Source organism: Kitasatospora griseola (assembly GCF_044999035.1).
Taxonomy (GTDB): Bacteria; Actinomycetota; Actinomycetes; order Streptomycetales; family Streptomycetaceae; genus Kitasatospora; species Kitasatospora griseola.
In genome coordinates this window covers 6,981,881-7,001,124 of sequence record NZ_CP173360.1, presented here as the reverse complement: position 1 = coordinate 7,001,124, position 19,244 = coordinate 6,981,881, and the positions used below count along the sequence as shown (strand labels likewise).

Below are 19,244 nucleotides of genomic sequence, written 5' to 3'. Positions count from 1 at the left end.
GCTCGGACGGAGGGGACGGACGTGGAGCTGTCGGAGATCCTCGACCTGCGGCCCGAGCCCGCCGGCGGCCTGCTGGTCGCACTGACCCGGCGGTGCCCGCTGGCGTGCGCGCACTGCTCGACCGACTCGTCGATGGACTCCCCCGACCACCCGGACCGCGAACGCCGCGCCCAACTGCTGCGCTTCGTCCGCTCGTTCACACCCGGGTCGCGGCCGGACGTGGTCCTGCTGACCGGCGGCGAGCCACTGCTGCTGCCGGGCCTGGCGTACGACCTGACGCGCGCCGCGCAGGACGCCGGGGCACGGGTCTCGCTGCTGAGCGGGCTGTTCTTCGCCCGCGACGGCGGGCGGATCCCCGCGCCGATCCTGCGGACGATCACCGCGCTCGACCACTTCTCCGCCAGCCTGGACGCCCCGCACGAACGCGAGGTGCCGCGCGCGGACGTGTTCCGGGTGCTGGCGCAGGCGCTGGACGCGGGCGTCCCCGTCAGCCTGCACCTGACCGGCGCCGGCCCCGACGACCCGTACCTCGCGGACGCGACGGCCGCAGTGCTCCGGGAGTTCGGCGACCGGGTGCCGATGCTGGTCAACGAGGTGCGCCCGGTCGGCCGCGCCACCACCGGCCGGACGGCGACCGGCCCGGGCGGGCCGTGCGCGATGGCCGCGTGGCCCACCGTCGCCCCGGACGGCACGGTGCTCGCCTGCTGCAACCAGCGCACCGTGGACGTCCGGCCCGCCCCGCCGCACCTGACGCTCGGTCACATCGCCGAGGACGACTGGCCGGCCGTCCGCCGCCGCACCCTGGACTCGCCCCGGCTGCGCCTCATCCGCACCCTCGGCCCGGACCGGCTGCGCGTCCGCGGCGGCGCCGGCCCGGCCCCGGGCGGCTACTGCGCCGGCTGCCGCGCCCTCCCGCAGCAGCCGGGCCCGGACGACGCCGCCGCCGCGGGCGCGGCCGGCCGCCTGCTGGACCAGCTCTCGGCCGCCCGCCTGCGCGCCCAGGGCCCCGCCGCCCTGCTGCGCCGCCACGGCTGCGCCCCGTACGCCCACCTGGTCCGACCCGGGGGGACGGCATGAGCGTTCCGCCCCCGCACGGGCCGCGGGTCCGCCCCGGGGGCACCCCGTGAGCATCCCGTTCTCCCGCGCGTTGAACGCGCGTCTCGCCCTGGCCACACCCGCCCTGCACCGGGCGAGCGCCCACCTGTGGCGTCCGGACGGCGACCTGACGAGGCGCTATCTCCGCTACCTCTGGGCGATGCACGCGCTGACCACCGCGTCCGTCCCGCTGCTGGAGTGCGCCGCGGCGGCCTGCGCGCGACTGGACGACCCGTGGGCGCCGTCACTGGCCGCGTACTTCACGGAGCACGCGAAGGAGGAACGCGGCCACGACGCCTGGCTGTTGGCGGATCTGGTCGCGGCCGGGGAGCCGGTGGGGCCGGAGCGCCCGTTGGCGCCGCCGCTGGTGGTGGAGTTGGCGGGCGCGCAGTACTACCGGATCGCGCACCGGCATCCGGCCGCGCTGCTGGGCTACCTGGCCGTGCTGGAGGGCCAGGCGCCGTCGCCCGTGCTGGCGGGGGCGCTGGCCGCCCGGACGGGGTTGCCCGCGGCCGCGTTCCGCACCGTGCGCGATCACGCCCACCTGGACACCGAGCACCTGGCCGAGGTCGAACGCCAGCTCGACCGGCTGCCGTTGACGTCCGACCAGCAGACCGAGGTCGCCGTCAGCGCCCTGCACACCGCGGGCATCCTCGCCCGGCTCTTCCACCAGCTCGCCGCGGACACCGGAGGACAGCGATGACCGACCACCGCACCGACCGCACCGACCGCACCAACGGCGCCGACCCCGGCCCGGCCCTGGCCGCGCTGACCGCCGCCGGGTTCGACCTGAGCGGTCTCACCGAGGAGCAGCACGCCGTGCTCCGTTCGCTCACCGATCAGGAACTGGCCCTGCTGGCCGACCTCAAGGGACGGCTGGAGGAGGCCGGGCCCGAGGTCCAGGGACATGCGGAGGTGGCGGGCGGTGCTCTCTTCTGACGCGTTCGGCGCCGGCCCGGGCCCGGCCGACGACCGCTGCCCGGGCTGCCGCCGTCCGCTGCCCGCCGAGGCCAGGTTCTGCGCGGCGTGCGGGACCGCGCGCGCCGAGCTGCGCGGCCCCACCACCGCCGGCCGCAAGATCGTCACCGTGCTGTTCTGCGACCTGGTCGGCTCCACCGCGCTGTCCGGGACGCTCGACCCGGAGGCACTGCGCGGGGTGACGCTGCGGTACTTCGACGCGATGCGGGCGGCGATCGAGGAGCACGGCGGGACGGTGGAGAAGTTCATCGGGGACGCGGTGATGGCGGTGTTCGGCGTGCCGGCCGTCCGCGAGGACGACGCCCGGCGGGCGGTGGCGGCGGCGCTCGGCATGCTGGCGGCGGCGCTCGGCATGCTGGCGGCGCTGCGGGCCCTCAACGAGGAGCTGGACGCCGAGCCGGGCATCCGACTGGCCATCAGGATCGGGGTCAACACCGGCCGGGTGGTGACCGGTTCGGACGCGTCGGCGCGGCAGGCGCTGGTCTCCGGCGAGGTGGTGAACGTCGCCGCCCGGCTGGAGCAGAACGCCGCCCCGGGCGAGGCGCTGATCGGCCCCGACACCCTGCGGGCGGCCGGCCCGGGCGTGCGGACCGCCGAGGTCGGGCCGCTGCAGCTCAAGGGCAAGGCGCAGGCGGTGACCGCGCACCGGCTGCTCGGCCTGGACCGCGGCATGCCCGACAGCCTCCGGGTCGACCTGCCGTTCGTCGGGCGGAAGCCGGAACTCTCCTTGCTGGATCGGGAGTTCACAAAGGCTGCGGAGCGCCGCTCGGCCCGGCTGCTGGTGCTCGGCGGCGAACCCGGCCAGGGCAAGACCCGGCTGCTGCGCCACTGGCTGGCGAGCGCCGGCGCGAGGCGGTTCGGCGCGGGCCGCTGCCGCCCGCCCGGCGAGCGGGCCGGCCTCCAGCCGCTGGCGGACGCCGTCACCTCGCTGCTCGCCAGGTCGCCCGACCGTCCGCACCCGCCCGGCCTGGACGTCCTCGCCCAGGGCCTGCTGGCCGACGGCACGCCCACCCCGTCGCTGGAGGACACCGGCGCGGCGCTGGTCGAGGTGCTCGCCGCGCTGGCCGACCCGGCGCCCGTGGTACTGGTGGTCGACGACGCGCATTGGGCGGCCCCGCTGCTGCTCGACCTGCTGGACCGGGTGGTCGCCGCCCTCGCCGACGCGCCCGTGCTGGTCGCCGTACTGGGCCGCCCCGAACTGCTGGACGTCCGCCCGGCCGGCGCGCACCGGGTGCTGACCCTCGGCGGACTGCCCGACGCGCAGGCGCTGCGCCTCGCCCGGGCGCTCTCCGACGCCCCGCCCGCGCACCTGCTGGAGCGGGCCGGCGGCAATCCGCTGCACCTGGAGCAGCTGCTCGCGGCCCCGGCGGGCGCGGGCGGCGACGGAGTGCCGCTGACCCTGCAGACCCTGATCGGGGCCCGGCTGGACGCGCTGGACCCGGCCGAACGGCGGGCCGTCGACCTGGCGTGCGTGCTGGGCCGGGAGTTCGCCGCCGCCGAGCTGGCCGCGCTGGACACCGGCGGGCCGGACCTGTCGGCGGCGCTGCGGCGCCTCGTCCGGCACCGGCTGGTGGTGTCGGACGGCGCCTCGTTCCGGTTCGCCAGCGGCGTGGTGCAGGAGGTCGCGTACGAGTGCCTGTCCAAGCAGGGGCGGGCCGAGCGGCACGAACGGGCGGCGGCGCTGCGCTCGGTGCGCGCCGCCGGACCGGCGGCCCTCGGCGGCCACCTGGAGCGCGCCCACCGCTACCGGGCCGAGCTGGGCCTGGCCGGCGCGCGCACCGAGGGCCTGCGGCGGGCGGCCGCGTCGTCGCTGGCCGAGGCGGGCGCGCGGGCGGCGGCCCGCACCGACCCCGGCTGGGCGGTCGACCTGCTGACCCGGGCCACCGGCCTGCTGCGCCCCGGCGAGGACGGCCGGCTCCCGGCCGCCCGGCGGCTCGGCGAGGCGCTGCTCGCGCTGGGCCGGGTCGAGCCCGGCCGGGCACTGCTCGCCGAGGTCGGGGCGAGCGCCGAGGACCCGGTGGAGGCGGCGCACGCCCGGCTCAGCCTGGCCGCTGTCGGCCAGCAGCGGGCGCCCGCGCCGGTGGCCCGGCAGACCCTGCCGGTGTTCGAACGGGCCGGCGACCAGTTGGGCCAGGCCCGGGCCTGCCTGCGGCTCGCCCAGCAGGAGCAGACCGACGGGCGGCACGCCGCGGCGACCCGGCTGCTGGCCCGGGCGCTGCGGCACGCGGAGCGCTCCGACGGCGAGCAGGAGCGGGCGTCGGCCCTGGGCGCGATCGGCGTGTCGCTGTGGCGCGGCCCCGTCCCGGCGCCGGCCGCGGTGGCCCGCTGCCGGGAGCTGCTGGCGGCGCAGGGCCGCGGCCGCCGGGCGGTGCGGGTGACGCTGAACTGCCCGCTGGCGGTGCTGCTGGCGCTCGGCGACGACGAGGCCGGCGCGGCGGCCTGCCTGGCGGAGGCCGGGCACCACGCCGAGCGCCTGGGCTACGCGGAGGCGGCGGCGTTCCTGCCGCTGTTCGGCGCGACGGTGGCCGCGCTCGGCGGACGGCCCCGGGAGGCGCTGGAGCTGCTGACCGCGGCGGCCGCGGCCGCCCGGGAGCTGGGCGGGGGCGCCCTGCTGAGCGGTGCGCTGCTCGACACGGCGCGCCTGCGCCTGGACCTGGGCGAGCGGGCGCCGGCCCGGGCCGCGCTGGCCGCGCTGGAGGAGGAGCGGGCCCGCACCGGCGAGCGGCTGTCGTTCGCGGCGGTGGCGGAACGCGACGGCCTGCTGGCCCGGCTGGCGGCCACCGGCCGCGACCGGGACGCGGCGCTGAAACTGGCCCGCGGCGCGGTCGCCGAGGCCGGCCGGACGGACTCGCCGATCCTCCAGGGCCTGGCCGCCGCCGACCTGGCCCGCACCGCCGCACTGCTCGGCCTGGAACGGGAGCGCGCCCTGGCCGCCACCGCGGCCGCCGGCCGCTTCACGGCCAAGGGGCACGGCCCGGGCGTGCGGCTCGCCGAGGCCCTGGCCGACCACCATCCCCGCAGAGAGGCAGTCTCCTGATGACGACCCTGCCCGACGCCGCGCCCCCGCGCGGCCTGACCTGGCGCCTCACCGGCAGGACGCCCGAGGACGTCCGGACGGAGGCGGACGCCCTCCCCGACCGCCCCACCCCGGGCGCCCTCGTCGGCGGCTCGGGGCGGGGCGTGCGGGTCTGCGTGGTCGACTCGGGGGTGGACGGGAGCCATCCGCTGGTCGGCGGGGTGGCGAGTGCGCACGTGGTGCGCAAGGACGAGGACGGGACGGTCCGGGTCGAGGAGGTCGGCGCGGACCACCCGGGCGATGTCTCCGGCCACGGCACAGCCTGCGCGAGCATCGTCCGACGAGCCGCGCCGGACTGCGAGATCCACAGCGTCCGCGTGCTCGGCGAGCGGTTCACCGGAAGCGGCGACGTGCTGTTGACGGGGCTGCGCTGGGCGATCCGACAGGGCTTCGAGGTGATCAACCTGAGCCTTTCGACCACCCGCACCCGCTACTCGGAGGACCTGCACGCGCTGGCCGACGAGGCGTACTTCGGGCGCAGCACGATCGTCGCGTCCGCCCACAACGCACAGGTGGAGAGCTTCCCCTGGCGCTTCTCCTCGGTGATCTCGGTGGGCAGCCACCTGGAGGACGCCCCCGATCTGCACCTCTACAACCCCGAGCCGCCGGTCGAGTTCTTCGGCCCTGGCGTCAACGTCGAGGTGGCCTGGCTCGGCGGTGCCACCGTGCGCTCCAGCGGCAACAGCTATGCGACGCCGTTCATCGCGGGCCTGTGCGCACGGATCCTTTCCGAGCGGCCCCGACTGACGCCTTTTCAGTTGAAGCACGCCCTGTACCTGTCCGCAGCGAACGTCCACGTCGGCGGTACCCGGTGAGCGCCGGGCCGTGCGCCGTGAGAAAGGGACCGTGGTCGAGATGACCCAGCCAACCGCCCCCGCCGCACTGCCGACCGATCCGGTGGTGGCGGAGCTCCTGCAGTCGGTGGTCGACGTGGCCCGCGCCATCTTCGGCGCCCAGGCCGGCTCGATCATGCTGCTCGACCACCAGTCCTTCGAACTGGTCTTCCAGGCCGTGTCCGGCCAGGGGCAGGAGTTCCTGATCGGCCGCCGCTTCCCCGCCGGCCAGGGCATCGCCGGCTGGGTGGCCGGATCGGGCGAACCGATGATCGTCGACGACCTGCGCCGCAGTGCGACCTTCGACCACGAGACCGCCGAGTCCACCGGCTACGTGCCGGACGCCCTGATGGCCGCCCCGCTCATCCATGGCGACCGGGTGCTCGGCGTCCTGGAAGTCCTGGACCCGGCCCCCGGCCCGACCCGAGCCGGCCTCCCGGAGCTGGAGCTGCTGGCGCTGTTCGCCCGCCAGGCCGCGGTGGCGCTGCGGGTGGCCGTGGACGGCTCCGCGACGGCCACGGGCGCGGACGACCGGGACCGGGCGGTACGTCTGCTGGCGGAGGTCCAGCGGCTGATCGGCGACCACGCCGACCGGTGACGGCCGCTGGTCTGTACCGGCCCTGAACCGGGCTCGTACCGGTCTTGAAGCGAAGCCAACTACCTTAATTTCAACGGCAGTTGAGCCGACCAATCACCAGATCAGGAGATCGCGATGAGCGTCGACCAGACCCCTGAGGACAACGCCGCCGAGGCCGAGGCCGTCCTCTCCCTCCAGGAGACCGAGACCGGCGACGAGGTCGAGGCCCACGAGGCCAGCACCTGGACCATCGGCTGCAACATCACCGTCACCAAGACTGTCCGGACCGAGTCCTGACGCCACCGGCCGACGGGAGCCCGCACATGAGCACCGACCGCACCCCCGAGGACACCGACGCCGAGACCGAGGCCGTCCTCTCCCTCCAGGAAGCGCCCACCGCCGACAGCGACGCCGAGGTGGAGGCCCACCAGGTCGCCTCCTACAGCACGCTCAGCATCACCTGCGTCATCAAGCCCCCCGTCACCACCGCCAGCTGACACCTCGAACCACCACCCGACAAGGAGAACGTTCATGGCCGAGGCGCTGGCGGAATTCGCCGTCGCGGACCGGGAGTACTACGAGCCGCTGGACACCGCCGCGCCGAAGGGCGAAGCGTTCACGCCGGGCCGGGCCGCCGAGGGCTGGCACGGAACGGTGAGCGGGATCTGGACCATGTGGCACCGGGAAGGGATGCCGGAACTTCCCGACGACGGCTGGAAGGTGCACGTGTCGGCGCGCCGTTCGCGGGCCGCCGCGGTGCTGGACACCGTCGCGGAGATCTGCTTCGCGCAGGACGTGGCGTTCAAGCACCTCGCCACCGACCACTGGTACTGGTGGCTGCACCGCAAGCACGCGTCGCGGCCGCAGAGCGGCAAGTTCATCGCCGCGTACCCGGCGGACGCCGATGCGGCCCGCCGGCTGATGGAGGCGCTGCGGGAGGCGCTGGACGGTGAACAGGGCCCGCTGATCCTGACCGACCGGCGCTTCCAGGGCAGTGAGACGGTCCAGTACCGGTACGGGGCGTACCTGACCCGCGACCGGGTGGACGCGGAGGGCAGCCGCACCTCGCTGACCCGGGACGCCAACGGCGAGGCCGTGCCGGACCGGCGCGGCGCTTCGTTCCACCTGCCGGAGGGCCTCACCGACCCGTTCGCCGCGGCCCTTCCCCCGGCCACGGCCCGCCCCGAGGGGCCGGTCGTGCTGCGCGGTTTCTCGATCGAGCGCGCGGTCGTCCACTCCAGCGGTGGCGGCACCTACGAGGGGCTGGAGGTCGCCACCGGCCGGAAGGTGTTCCTCAAGGAGGCGCGCCCGTTCCACGGCCTGGGCGCTGGCGAGGACGACTCGGTCGCCCGGCTGCACCAGGAGTGGCAGACGCTGACCACGCTGCACGGGCTCGCGCCGGGCCTGGTCCCGGAGCCGATCGCCCTGTTCGCGGCCGGCGGCCACGCGTTCATGGTCACCGAGTTCATCGACGGCAAGCCCCTGAACCGGATACCCCCCACCGGCCACCCGCTGCTGAAGACCGACACCACCCCGGACGACTTCGCGGCCTACTACGCGCGCTGCGAGCGAATCCTCGGCTCGGTCGAGGCCGCGATGGAGCGCCTGCACGCCCTCGGCTGGACGTTCATGGACGTCAGCCCCGCCAATGTGCTGGTCACAGCCGACGACGAGATCAGACTGATCGACTTCGAGACGGCGTGCGGCCCTGACGACACCCCGGGGGTGATGGGCACGCCCGGGTACGTCCCCCCGCAGCACATCGTGGAGCGCGACGGCCGCACCGCCTACGACGACTACGGGGTCAGTAGCCTGGCGCAGCTGCTGGTGGGCTCCCTGCCGTACACCTCCGACCGCACCCCGGACTCGCTGACCCATTTCCACCACGACCTGACCGAGCGTGCCCCGGTCACCGACGCGCTGTGGAAGCGCGCCACCCATTACCACCCGCCGAGCGAGTCCCCGGTGCTGCCGTCGCCGGAGGAGATCGCCGCCGACCCGCTGCGCCACCTGGCCGACCTGCGCGAGGCCGTGGCGACGGGGCTGCTCGCCGCCGCCGACCCGGAGCACCCGCTGCGGACCTTCCCGACCGTCCCGCAGGGATACGGCAGCAACACGCTGTGCGTGGTCTACGGAGCAGCGGGCGTGCTGCACGCGCTGAACCGCTGCGGAATCGAGGCACCCGAGGGCGCCCTGGAGCGGCTGCGCCGCGACGCCCTCGCCGACGCCGGGAAACTCGCCCCCGGCCTGTACGTCGGCCTGTCCGGGATCGCCTGGGTGCTGGCCGAGCACGGGCTGATCGACGAGGCCCGAAGCCTGTTGGACACCGCCGACGCGCACCCGCTGGTCGGGCAGAGCGCCACCCTGCACGGCGGCGCGGCCGGCCTGGCGATGGGCCACCTCGCGCTGTACCGCCGCACCGGCGAGGCCCACCACGCCGGCCGCGCGCACGCCCTGCTGGCCGCCCAGCCGCACGGCGCGGACCTGGTGCCCCGGCTCGGCCGCGACGACTCCACCGGCCTGCTGAACGGGCGCGCCGGACTGGCTCTCGCGTACCAGCAGTTCGCCCAGGTCACCGGCGACACCTCGCTGCTCGCCCGGGGTGTGGAGCTGCTGCACGCCGAACTCGACCGGGCCACCGACCCGGACGCGGCGGGCCTGCTGTTCCCGGTCTCCACCGAGGACAAGCGCGCCATGCCGTACCTGTACTGCGGTTCGGCGGGCCTGGTGCACGTCGCCACCCGGTATCTGCGCACCGTCCCCGACGCGCGGCTGGCCGAGACCATGCCGCGCCTGCTCGCCCCGCTGCACGGCGGCCACACCGCGCTGCCGGCGCTCTTCGCGGGCAGCGCCGGATTCGCCTTCGTCCTCGCCGAGCACGCCCTGCTGACCGGCGACGAGGCCTCCCGCGCCGGGGCCGTCCGGTCCGCCCGCAGGCTGTACAAGCACGCGGTGCCGCAGGAGGACGGGACGGTGCGATTCCTCGGCATGGGCCTGCTGCGGTTCAGCACCGAGCTGTGGACCGGTTCGGCCGGCGTCCTGCTGGCGCTCGACCAGGTCCTCGCGCCGCGCGCCGACCTGCTGTTCACCCTCGACGCACCTGCGGAGTGAACCCGTGGCCCGCGATCTGACGCTCTACTGGTGGGGGCAGACCGCCTCCACCGTCGGTTCCCTGTTCACCGCCGTCGCGCTGCCCGTGGTCGCCGTCGTCCACCTCGATGCGTCCCCCGGCCAGCTCTCCCTGATCGGCGCGGCGAGCACCCTGCCGGCCCTGCTGTTCGGGCTGCCGGCCGGTGTGCTGGCCGACCGGATCCGCCGGCCCCGCCACGCCCTGGTCCTGCTCGACACCGTCTCCGCGCTGGCGATCGCCGCGGTGGCCGCCGCCGTGGCGGGCGACGTGGTCTCGATCCCCTGGCTGATCGCCCTCGCGCTGGTGTCCGGCGCGGTGTCGGTGGTCACCGAGGTGGTGTACTTCCTGCACCTCAACCAGGTTGTCGAGGCGGGCGAGCTCACCAGGGCCCGGGCCCGCCTGCAGAGCGGGCAGCTCGGCGCGGGCCTGGTCGGCCGACTGGTGGCCGGCCCGGCCATCGTTGCCTTCGGCACTGCGACCGCACTGGTGATCGACGTCGTCAGCTACCTGCTCAGCGCCGCCGCCCTGCTGGCCATGGGCCCGGCCGCTCCGCTGGAACGTGCGCCGCGCACGGGGAAGTCGACGTTCCTGCGCGATGCACTGGTCGGCGGCCGCATCCTGTGCCGGAACCGGTTCCTCCGCGTGCTGATGCTGATGCTGTCCGTCCCGGTGCTCACCGCCGCAGGCAGCGGAACCCTCGGCGGGATCTACCTGTTGCACACCCTGCGCGTCCCGACCGGCGTGTACGGCCTGGTCGGCATGGCGGCCGGGCTGCTGGGCCTGCTCGGTTCGACGCTGGCCGGCCGGATACTCACTCCGCAGCGCGACGCCCGGCAGGTCGTCGTCCTGTGCTACGTCGCCGGCATGCTGTCCGAACTGCTGTACCCCGCCGCCGGCGGTCCGCTGCCGCTCGCCCTGGTGGTGGCGGGCCTGGGCGTGGGCATTCCAGCCCTGTTCGGCTCCATCGCCAACATCGCCCTCAGCCCCGTGCTGCTCGCGGAGACCAGCGAGGACGTGCTCGGCCGGGTCACCGCGACCCTGCACGTCTACATCGGCGCGCTCGGCCTGGTCGGAGCGCTCACCGGCGGCCTGCTGGGCGACCTGCTCGGCGTCCGCCCCGCGCTGTGGGCGCTCTCGGGCGCCGCCGTCGTCGCCGTCCTGCTGGTCACCCCGCTCGCCCTGCGGGTCATCCGGGGCGCACCGTTCGCGGCCGACAGCACGGCCGTCGAGGAGGTCACCGCCGCCGCCAAGTGAGCACTCGCGCACACGCCGTCGCCACACCCCGAACACAAGTGCTACCGTCCGCGCATGGGATTACGCGGACCGCAGCGCGCCGCCGCGCGCGCAGCGATCGAAGGCCTGCGGGAGCTCACCGCACCTGGCCTGGCGAGCAGTCAGATCTTCCGTCGCGCCGATGAACTCCTGCGCCCCGTACTGGAGTTCGACGCGGTCTGCTGGCACACCAGCGACCCGGCCACGGGGCTGGTCAACTCGGTGCAGAGCGACGACCTCAACCTCGGCCAGTTCCACGACGCGGTATATCTGGAGGTGTGGGCGGACGACCTGGCCACCTTCCCGAAGATCCGGAACAGCGGGGTGCACGCGGAGACGTTGAGCCGGGCCAGCCGGGGCGCGCCGCAGCAGAGCATTCGGTTTCGGGAGCAGATCTCCCGGTACGGCTTCGGGGACGAGCTGCGGGCGGTGTTCGACGCGGCCGGCGGCATGTGGGGGTGCGCGGCGTTCATGCGGGCCGCCGACCGGGGGCCCTTCCCGGCGAAGCAGCGTGAACTCGCGGACGCCGCAGCCAAGTTGCTCGGCCAGGCGCTGCGCGCCAGTCACATCCCGGCGGCCGCGCCGGGCCGGGCCGATCCGGCGCCGGCGGTGTTCCTGCTCGACCGGCACAACCGTCCGCGGGCGCTGTCCGGCCCGGCGGAGGAGCTGCTGGCCCGGCTCGCCGATCCGTCGCCGACCTCGCTGCGCGTGCCGACCGCGATCGCGATGGCCGCCGAGCACGCCCGGCGGGCCGCGCACGGCCTGCCCACGCCGCACGTCCCGGTCCGGATCCGGACCCACGACGGCCACTGGTACCTGCTGCACGCCGCCGCGCTGCGCGACACCCTGCCCGCGGATCCGGCCGCCGACGAGGTCACCGTGGTCGCCTCCCCGGCCTCCCCGGCGCAGGTCATTCCGCTGCACCTGGCGGCGTACGGTCTCACCGGCCGCGAGCAGGAGGTCGCGCTGCTGCTGATCCGCGGCGCGGACACCCGCGAGGTCGCGCAGCGCCTCGCGATGACGCCCTACACCGTGCAGGACCACCTGAAGTCGGTGTTCACCAAGACCGGTGTCAGCCGACGGCAGGAGCTCACCGCCCTGATCATGCTGGCGCTCAACTCTCCGGGCTGACGTCCGTCAGGCGGCGCAGCCACTCGCGCAGCAGGGCGGTCTCGGCGGCGGTGAAGCGGTGCGGCCGCTCGGGCAGCGTCGCGTCCAGGGCGATGGCGAGGGCGGCGGGGGTGGACACCTCCGCGGCGGGGGCGCCGGTGATCGCGGCGAGGACGGTCTCGCGCATCCGGGTGGAGAGTGCGACGTCGCGGGTGGCGGGCGGCTCGGCGATCAGGGTGAGGGTGACGCCGAGGGCGGTGGCGCGGATCATCCGGGCGGCCGCCGGGACGGGCACCATCAGTCGGCCGGCCCGGGCGACGCGCTCCAGCATCGTGGCGAGCACCCGTCCGGACCGCTCAGCGGCCTCGGCGGCCTCGCCGGAGCGGTCGGAGCTGTACATCAGCGGGTAGAACGACGGGTGGGTCAGGCCGAATTCGACGTGCAGGTCCCAGCCGCGGCGCAGGTCGTCGACCGGGTCGGGGCCGGGTGTGCGGGAGGTCTTCTCGGCGAGGTAGCGCTCGAAGCCGTAGTTCACCACGGCGTCGATCAGGCCCTGCTTGTCACCGAACAGCCGGTAGAGGGTCGGGGCCTGGACGCCGGCGGCGGCACCGACGGCGCGGGTCGACATGGCCTCGCTGCCGCCCTGCGCGAGGAGTTCGGCGGCGGCGGCGAGGATGCGCTCGCGGGGGTCGGGGGCGGCGTCTGCGTTCATGTGGAGCAACGTTACCGGATTCTTGTTAGCGGCGAATTATCGGTGCTACGGTCTTATCGACAACGCCGCTAACGAGCGAACGGGGAACCTCCCATGGACACGCGCACCCTCGGCACCGACGGACCGGTCGTCTCCGCCCTCGGCCTCGGCCTGATGGGCATGTCGGACGCCTACGGCGCGGCCGACGAAACCGAGTCGATCGCCACCGTGCACGCCGCGCTCGACGCCGGCATCACCCTGCTCGACACCGGCGACTTCTACGGCGCGGGCCACAACGAACTGCTGCTGCGCGACGCCCTGCGCGGCCGCAGCCGCGACAACGCCGTGATCAGCGTCAAGTTCGGCGTCCAGCGCGACGCGCTCGGCGCGATGCTCGGCATCGACACCCGCCCGGCCGCCGTCAAGACCTCGCTCGCCTACTCGCTGCGCCGCCTCGGCACCGACCACATCGACATCTACCGCCCGGCCCGCCTCGACCCGGCCGTCCCGATCGAGGAGACCGTCGGCGCGATCGCCGAGCTGGTGCAGGCCGGCCTGGTCCGCCACATCGGCCTGTCCGAGGTCGGCGCCGAGACGCTGCGCCGCGCCCACGCCGTCCACCCGATCGCCGACCTGCAGATCGAGTACTCGCTGCTCTCCCGCGGAATCGAGTCCGAAATCCTGCCCACCGCCCGCGAGTTGGGCATCGGCATCACCGCGTACGGGGTACTCTCCCGCGGTCTGCTGTCCGGTCACTGGAGCCGGCAGCGGGAGATCGGCGCGCGCGACTTCCGCAGCCACAGCCCGCGCTTCCAGGGCGAGAACCTCGACCACAACCTGGCCCTGGTCGAGGCCCTGCGCGCCGTCGCCGACGCCAGGGGCGCCACCGTCGCCCAGGTCGCCATCGCCTGGGTCGCCGCCCGGGGCAAGGACGTCGTCCCGCTGGTCGGCGCCCGCCGCCGCGACCGCCTCGCCGAGGCGCTCACCGCCGCGACCCTCGACCTCACCGCCGCCGACCTCACCGCCGTCGAGCAGGCCGTCCCCGCCGACTCGGCCGCCGGCACCCGCTACGCGGCCGCGCAGATGGCCCACCTGGACAGCGAGAACTGACCGGGCCCCGGGCCCCGGATCCGATGCCGGCCATAACAGCGGGGCAATTCATTTGATCAACTACCACTCCTCCTATAGCAATTGACCATGCTTCATGGCGAAAGGATCGGGCTGCGGGCCCGACACGAGGACGACATCCCGGTTCTGCACTCCGAGCTCTACGACGACGTGGCCACCCGGTCGCGCGCCGACTCCCGCCCCTGGCAGCCCATTGCCGCGACCTCGGGCCACTCGCCCTTCGTGGTGGCCGGGCCGTCGGACGAGGTGGCCTTCTTCTCCGTCGTGGAACTGGAGTCGGCGGAACTGGCCGGCGAGGCCCTGCTCTGGGGCATCGACACGCACAGCCGCACCGCCCACCTCGGGCTCGCCCTGCGCCCCGCGTTCCGCGGCCGCGGCCTCGCCGTCGACGTGGTGCACACCCTGTGCGAGTACGGCTTCGCCGTCCGCGGCTTCCAGCGCCTGCAACTGGAGACCCTGACCGACAACGCCCCGATGCTCGCGGCCGCGACCGCCGCGGGCTTCACCCTGGAGGGCACCCTGCGACGCTCCGCCTGGGTCTACGGCGAGTACGTGGACCAGGCCGTCCTCGGTCTGCTCTCGGACGAGTGGAAGCCCCGGAAGGCGCGCCCCGCTCAGTAGCGGAACGGCCTCCTCCGCGCCTCGGGGCGCTCCCCTGCGGAGCGCCCCGATCGCGTTGGGTGACTCGGCCGGTCGGGTGATCCCCCGAGGTCGGGATGGTGGGAACGGCAGGAGATCATGTCGCGACCGGTTGCACGGTCGCCCACCAGGGTTTCGCACGGCAGAGCACAGAGACGAGGCAAGGACACCAGGCGGACCGAGAGGTCGCGCGCTGCGCCCGGCAAGGCTCGAACACACGAAGTCGATCTGCAGGTCCGGCCCCTGGAGGACTTCACCGTCCGCGCGGACCCGGTACACGGCCTTGTCCACCGACAGGTTGTAGACCTCGTGTGCGGCCTTGAGGTCTTCGAGAAGCCACTCCGCGTCGGCGGGAACAGCAGGTGACCTGTGACGGCTTGCCGGGCGCCCACGGGTAGATGCGCGGACGGGTCGCCGCTCCGATCGACCCCAGCTCGTACGTCACCCTCCGCAGCCGGGCCTTGCGGCCGGTGCGCGGGTCCTCCGGCAGCTCCCACGCGAAGTGAACCCCGGCGGGGAACTCGGCGGCATCGACTTCGTCGCCCCACTCCGGGAAGAAGAACCCGGGGTCGAGGGTGCGCAGCAGCGGCCGTCCGGCCTGCGGGTCCCGCGCGAGCGTGTACACGCCGTCACCGGAGCGCACCGCGGACTGCTCGCACTGCTGCATGCGCAGCGGCAGCAGCTCCCGCCGTCCCAGCCCCTCAGCCGCCGCCTTCGCCCCCGCCTTCGCCTCCGGTGCACCGGCGTGAGCGTTCGCCCCTCGGAGTGAGTGCCGGGATCACGCCGGCTGCGCTCGGGGTCTCCTTGGGCAGTGCCCCTGGCGTGTCGGGCCGCACAGGGCGACCCGCACCCAGGACGTCAGGAGACTCCTATGCGTATCCGCACCGTGCTTGCCGCTGCCGTGCTCGCCTCGGCCGCGATGTTCACCATGGCAGGCGGCGCCTCCGCCGACTCGGACGTCGGCATCCTCAGCGGGACCAACGACAACCCGTGCATCTCCATCGACACCATCAGCAGCCCCGACGAACCGTTGTCCTCCACCGTGATCAACACCGACAACTGCGGCTGACGCGACGCGCAAGGGCCGCGCCTACGGGACGGTGCTGGTCGACGCCGAGACCCGCCGGCCGGTGGACCTGCTGCCCGACCGGGAGGCGTCGAGCCTGGAGGCCTGGCCGACGGCGGAGGCCGCGAGCCGGACGGCGGGGAGGTGGTTCACCCGGCGTTCGACGCGGGTTCGCCCGGGGTGGTAGCCGCATTGGCCCAGCCGGGCGGATTTACGTCATCCAGGATGAACTTTCAGACGGGCTGACACTTCGAAGGCAGGATTGGTCCGGAGCCTTGGAATCGCATGGCAAGGTTTAGGTCATGGCACACGTGAAATGTCACATGGCCAAAAGTGCCTGTCTCCGACCGGTTTCTCACATCGTCTGAAGGAGAAGACCATGAACCGCATCACCCGCATCGCGGTGGGCGCCACTGGTGCCGCCGCCCTGCTCACGACGCCCGTGCCGGCCTTCGCCGCCGCGACCGGCGCCGACACCGCCGCCGCCACGGTCACGACCTGCAAGTACGCTCTCCAGGCCGGGCTGGCGACCTACGCCTGCGCAGACGTCACCGGCAGCAGCATCGTGATCTACGGGAAGATCGGCCTTGCCGGCCCGCCCGACGGTCCGGTGTCGTGGCAGACCCTGTACACCAATCTGTCGGCCGAGGTGGTCGGCGGCAACTCGCTCGGCTCCGTGAACGGGAGCACGGCGTTCCACTCCACCACGGTGCAGGTGAACGGCTTCACCGCCACCGCCCCGTGCGGTTCGACCGTGCGTGCGACCTTCTCGGTGCAGGGAAGCGGCCCATATGGCACTCGGCCGGTGGTGGAAGTTCCGGTGGCCTGCTGACGCTTCATCAACGTGAACGTCGGGCCCGGGAGTTGTCCGCATCCCGGGCTCGGCCGCCGCAGCGGCCTGCATGGACCTCGCCCGCCGCGGCGGCCCACACGGATGCCCTGGCTCACCCATCCCCGGGGATGCGCGAGCCAGGGCATCCGGGCTCACGCGCCGGTCAGTACTGGGTGGTGACGGTGACGCCGCTGAAGGCGGTCTTGCCGTAGAGGGTGATGTAGCGGTAGCCGGCCGTGGTGTTGGTGACGGTCACGGTCTGGGCGGTGCCGCTGTTCGTGGAGGAGGCGGCGTAGTCCGTGTTGGTGGCCCAGCGGTCCGGGCTGTAGTAGAGGTAGGCGGTCCCGGTGCCGCCGGTGGTGGAGACGGTCAGCGTGGTGGTGCCGGCCGGCAGGTAGATGTACATCTGGTCCGAGCTTCCGGCGTCGGCGGCGCGGCCGGTGCGGAAGCAGTTGTAGTCCATCTTCCGGGCGTCGGGGTCGGTGCAGGCCGCCGGTGCGGCCGGGGCGGTGACGGTGACGGTCCGGGTCGTGGTGGCCGTCCTGCCGTTGCTGTCGGTGACGGTGAGGGTGACGGTGTAGGTGCCGGCAGCGCGGTAGGACTTCGACGGGGAGGCCGCGGTGCCGGTGGTGCCGTCGCCGAAGTTCCAGGCCCAGCCGGTGATGCTGCCCTTGCCGGCGGTCTCGGTGGAGCGGTCGGTCAGCTGGACGTTCAGGTCCCGTACCGCGGCGTCGAAGGCCGCCTTCGGGGTGCCCGCGGTGAGGCAGGTGTCGGTGGCGCAGGTGTCGACCCACCTGGTGAAGTCGGCGTCGTAGGCGGTGCCGATGCCGTTGTAGTACGCGTAGGCGCGGGCGTAGTCGCCGGTGCGGAAGAGGCCGAGCATGGTCTGGACGGCGCCCGGGGATCGCTCGATCATGTAGCGGGCGGCCAGGTAGCCCCAGTGGTAGGTGCGGACGACGTCGCTGTTCTGGTACGTGCTCTGGAGCAGGGTGCTGAGCGCGTAGGTGTGCTTGGGGGCCAGGGAGACCGCGTTGACGTCGGTGACGCCACGGTAGGTGTAGGAGACGTACTCGGCGACGCCCTCGATCCACCACAGGTCGGGCACGCTGGTCTGCTGGAAGAAGTCGCCCTTCATGTCGTAGCGGGCGTCCAGGACGTGGGCGTACTCGTGGTTGAGGTTCCAGATCCGGGCGGTGAAGCCGTTCTCGTTCGGGTGCCGGTACATGAGGGAGACCGGCTGGTTGGCCGGGTCGCTCGGGGTCCCGGTCAGGGTGACCCCGCCGTTGTTGGTGTTCGCCTCGTACATCGCGCCGGCGTAGGTCTGGTAGTCGGCCTGGCTCGCGAAGACGACGAGCTGCACGGACGACTCGTACTGGCCGGGGATGGGGCCGTTGTCGCGGACCAGCCTGTGGAAGAAGGCGTCCTCGCCGCTGAGGTCGGCGCAGACGGCGGCGAGTTCGGCCGCGGTGAGGTCCTGGGCCAGGACGGTGAGGGTGGCGTTGCAGGTCTGCCTCATCGGCAGCACGGCCTTGGTCAGCCGCTGCTTCAGGTCGCAGACGCCGTAGTAGGAGCACTGGTCCTTGTCGAAGAAGGCGGCCGTGTTGGCCGTGCCGACCCACAGCGGGGCGGTGGGGCCGGTCATCGACGAGCTGTCGAGCAGGGCCTTGGCCAGCGGGCGGATCCTGGCCTGGAACGCCGGGTACTTGACGAACCGGGTCAGCTCGATGCCGGCGTTGGAGACCAGGAAGCCGGGATAGGTTCCGAGCAGGTCGTGGTGGGTGCGGGTGAACGCGTCGAGGGTGTCGACGATGCCCGGGTCCGCGGTCACGGCGTCGACGAAGGCCTTGTTCTGATGGCCGCGGTCCAGCGCGGAGAGGGCACTGTTGACGTACGTGAGCAGGTTCTTCGAGCTGTCGTACGCGCTGGTGTAGCCGTTCAGCACCTGCCGGTAGGTGTTCAGGTAGCGGCCCTGCTGCCCGGTGCTGTCGGTGAGGATGATGACGTCGTTCGCGACCTGGCCGTTCGCGTCGGTGACGTCCGCGGCGTGCGGGCCGGCCAGGAAGGCATCGATGCCGCGCGTCACGGCGGCGGTCAGCGTCGCGTCGTAGGGCCCGACGTGTGCGAGGTCGTTGTCCTGCACGTAGTAGCCGGCGCGCAGGTACAGGACGACCTGCCAGGTCGCGGTGGAGTTGTCGCCGGGGTAAGAGGTGGCGGCGCTCTGGAAGGCGTCGGCCATCGTCGCCATCTGGCTCTGGCGGAACAGGGTCGAGGCGTACGGGCTTCCCGCGGTGTAGAACAGCGAGCCGATGCACTGGGGGGTCGAGGCCTTGACGTAGGACACCAGGGCGGCTCCGGTCCGGCCGGCGAAGTCGGCCGGGGTGCACGACTGGGCGGTGGCCGGTGCCGCCGCGAGCGCGCGCGGTGCGGCCTTGGCCAGGCCCTTGTCCGCGCCGGTCTCCGCCGGGGCCGTGACGGACAGCGGGTGGACCAGCGGCAGCTGCGCGGCCGTGAGCCGGCGGGACTGCGGCGCGCCCGGGCTCTCGGGATCGGCGAACGGACTGCCGGGCACCTCCGACGAGCTGCCGGAAGGCTGATGCGGGCCGGCAGTGACCGGTGCGGGGGTGACCGGCGTGGGGGCGGCCTGGCTCGGTCCGGCGGATATGTCGAGCAGGACGGTGCCTGCCGCGGCACTCACGGCCAGCAGCCTGGGCATGCGTGAGAGCTGCCGCATCGTCTATTCCTTTGTGGGGGAAGCGCGAACGGAGCGCCACGGACGTCGAAATGTGGGAGGCATCCGAAGCGCGTGACGCACCGTCT

General features: G+C 73.9%; 17 protein-coding genes. 15 read left to right on the top strand and 2 right to left on the bottom strand.

The genetic code is table 11. The features are described 5' to 3' along the window. Positions 1–21: 21 nt before the first annotated feature. The 11 genes from ACI1MP_RS31510 (at position 22) to ACI1MP_RS31460 (ending at position 12,092) form a co-directional block, all read left to right on the top strand. Entirely contained in the window at positions 22–1,077 is a 1,056-nt protein-coding gene (locus ACI1MP_RS31510) for a radical SAM protein (protein WP_404870082.1), read from the top strand. A gap of 46 nt (positions 1,078–1,123) precedes the next feature. Then, complete coding sequence (locus tag ACI1MP_RS31505; protein ID WP_363480597.1) at positions 1,124–1,798, top strand: iron-containing redox enzyme family protein; 675 nt, start codon at positions 1,124–1,126, stop codon at positions 1,796–1,798. Then, positions 1,795–2,034, top strand: coding sequence for an aroma-sacti cluster domain-containing protein (locus ACI1MP_RS31500; protein WP_387998808.1), 240 nt, complete (start codon positions 1,795–1,797; stop codon positions 2,032–2,034). Before ACI1MP_RS31505 ends, ACI1MP_RS31500 begins: the two co-directional genes overlap by 4 nt. Beyond that, positions 2,021–5,110, top strand: coding sequence for an adenylate/guanylate cyclase domain-containing protein (locus ACI1MP_RS31495; RefSeq protein ID WP_404870080.1), 3,090 nt, complete (start codon positions 2,021–2,023; stop codon positions 5,108–5,110). Before ACI1MP_RS31500 ends, ACI1MP_RS31495 begins: the two co-directional genes overlap by 14 nt. Further along, a complete protein-coding gene (locus ACI1MP_RS31490) occupies positions 5,110–5,964 on the top strand; it encodes a S8 family peptidase (protein ID WP_404870079.1) in 855 nt (284 codons plus the stop codon). Before ACI1MP_RS31495 ends, ACI1MP_RS31490 begins: the two co-directional genes overlap by 1 nt. Positions 5,965–6,004: 40 nt before the next feature. Then, positions 6,005–6,580 carry a GAF domain-containing protein gene (locus tag ACI1MP_RS31485; RefSeq protein WP_380333646.1) on the top strand — a complete coding sequence of 192 codons (576 nt, stop codon included), beginning with the start codon at positions 6,005–6,007 and terminating at the stop codon, positions 6,578–6,580. Positions 6,581–6,694: 114 nt separating this feature from the next. Then, a complete protein-coding gene (locus tag ACI1MP_RS31480; RefSeq protein ID WP_404870078.1) occupies positions 6,695–6,856 on the top strand; it encodes a hypothetical protein in 162 nt (53 codons plus the stop codon). Positions 6,857–6,882: 26 nt separating this feature from the next. Beyond that, positions 6,883–7,056: a hypothetical protein gene (locus ACI1MP_RS31475; protein WP_404870077.1), complete on the top strand. Its 174-nt coding sequence runs from the start codon at positions 6,883–6,885 to the stop codon at positions 7,054–7,056. A 34-nt stretch (positions 7,057–7,090) separates the two neighbouring features. Then, positions 7,091–9,670: a class III lanthionine synthetase LanKC gene (gene lanKC / locus ACI1MP_RS31470; protein ID WP_404870076.1), complete on the top strand. Its 2,580-nt coding sequence runs from the start codon at positions 7,091–7,093 to the stop codon at positions 9,668–9,670. 4 nt (positions 9,671–9,674) lie between these two features. Beyond that, positions 9,675–10,943: an MFS transporter gene (locus ACI1MP_RS31465; RefSeq protein ID WP_404870075.1), complete on the top strand. Its 1,269-nt coding sequence runs from the start codon at positions 9,675–9,677 to the stop codon at positions 10,941–10,943. A gap of 54 nt (positions 10,944–10,997) precedes the next feature. Beyond that, on the top strand, positions 10,998–12,092 hold the full coding sequence (locus ACI1MP_RS31460; protein WP_380333652.1) for a helix-turn-helix transcriptional regulator: 1,095 nt from the start codon (positions 10,998–11,000) through the stop codon (positions 12,090–12,092). On the opposite strand, the gene ACI1MP_RS31455 is transcribed toward ACI1MP_RS31460, so the two are convergent. Next, positions 12,076–12,783 carry a TetR/AcrR family transcriptional regulator gene (locus ACI1MP_RS31455; protein WP_404870074.1) on the bottom strand — a complete coding sequence of 236 codons (708 nt, stop codon included), beginning with the start codon at positions 12,781–12,783 and terminating at the stop codon, positions 12,076–12,078. The genes ACI1MP_RS31460 and ACI1MP_RS31455 overlap by 17 nt on opposite strands. A gap of 93 nt (positions 12,784–12,876) precedes the next feature. On the opposite strand from ACI1MP_RS31455, the gene ACI1MP_RS31450 reads away from it, so the two are divergent. The 4 genes from ACI1MP_RS31450 to ACI1MP_RS31435 all read left to right on the top strand — a co-directional run bounded on the left by ACI1MP_RS31450 (position 12,877) and on the right by ACI1MP_RS31435 (position 16,427). Then, complete coding sequence (locus ACI1MP_RS31450; protein WP_404870073.1) at positions 12,877–13,872, top strand: aldo/keto reductase; 996 nt, start codon at positions 12,877–12,879, stop codon at positions 13,870–13,872. A gap of 87 nt (positions 13,873–13,959) precedes the next feature. Next, positions 13,960–14,511: a GNAT family N-acetyltransferase gene (locus ACI1MP_RS31445; protein ID WP_404870072.1), complete on the top strand. Its 552-nt coding sequence runs from the start codon at positions 13,960–13,962 to the stop codon at positions 14,509–14,511. A gap of 889 nt (positions 14,512–15,400) precedes the next feature. Then, the gene (locus tag ACI1MP_RS31440) at positions 15,401–15,598 is read left to right on the top strand and encodes a hypothetical protein (protein ID WP_404870071.1); all 198 of its coding nucleotides are present in this window, start codon (positions 15,401–15,403) and stop codon (positions 15,596–15,598) included. 376 nt (positions 15,599–15,974) lie between these two features. Next, a complete protein-coding gene (locus ACI1MP_RS31435; protein WP_404870070.1) occupies positions 15,975–16,427 on the top strand; it encodes a hypothetical protein in 453 nt (150 codons plus the stop codon). Positions 16,428–16,590: 163 nt separating this feature from the next. Here ACI1MP_RS31435 and ACI1MP_RS31430 read toward each other — a convergent pair whose 3' ends face one another. Continuing rightward, positions 16,591–19,122: a collagenase gene (locus ACI1MP_RS31430; protein ID WP_404870069.1), complete on the bottom strand. Its 2,532-nt coding sequence runs from the start codon at positions 19,120–19,122 to the stop codon at positions 16,591–16,593. Between the last annotated feature and the right edge of the window lie 122 nt (positions 19,123–19,244).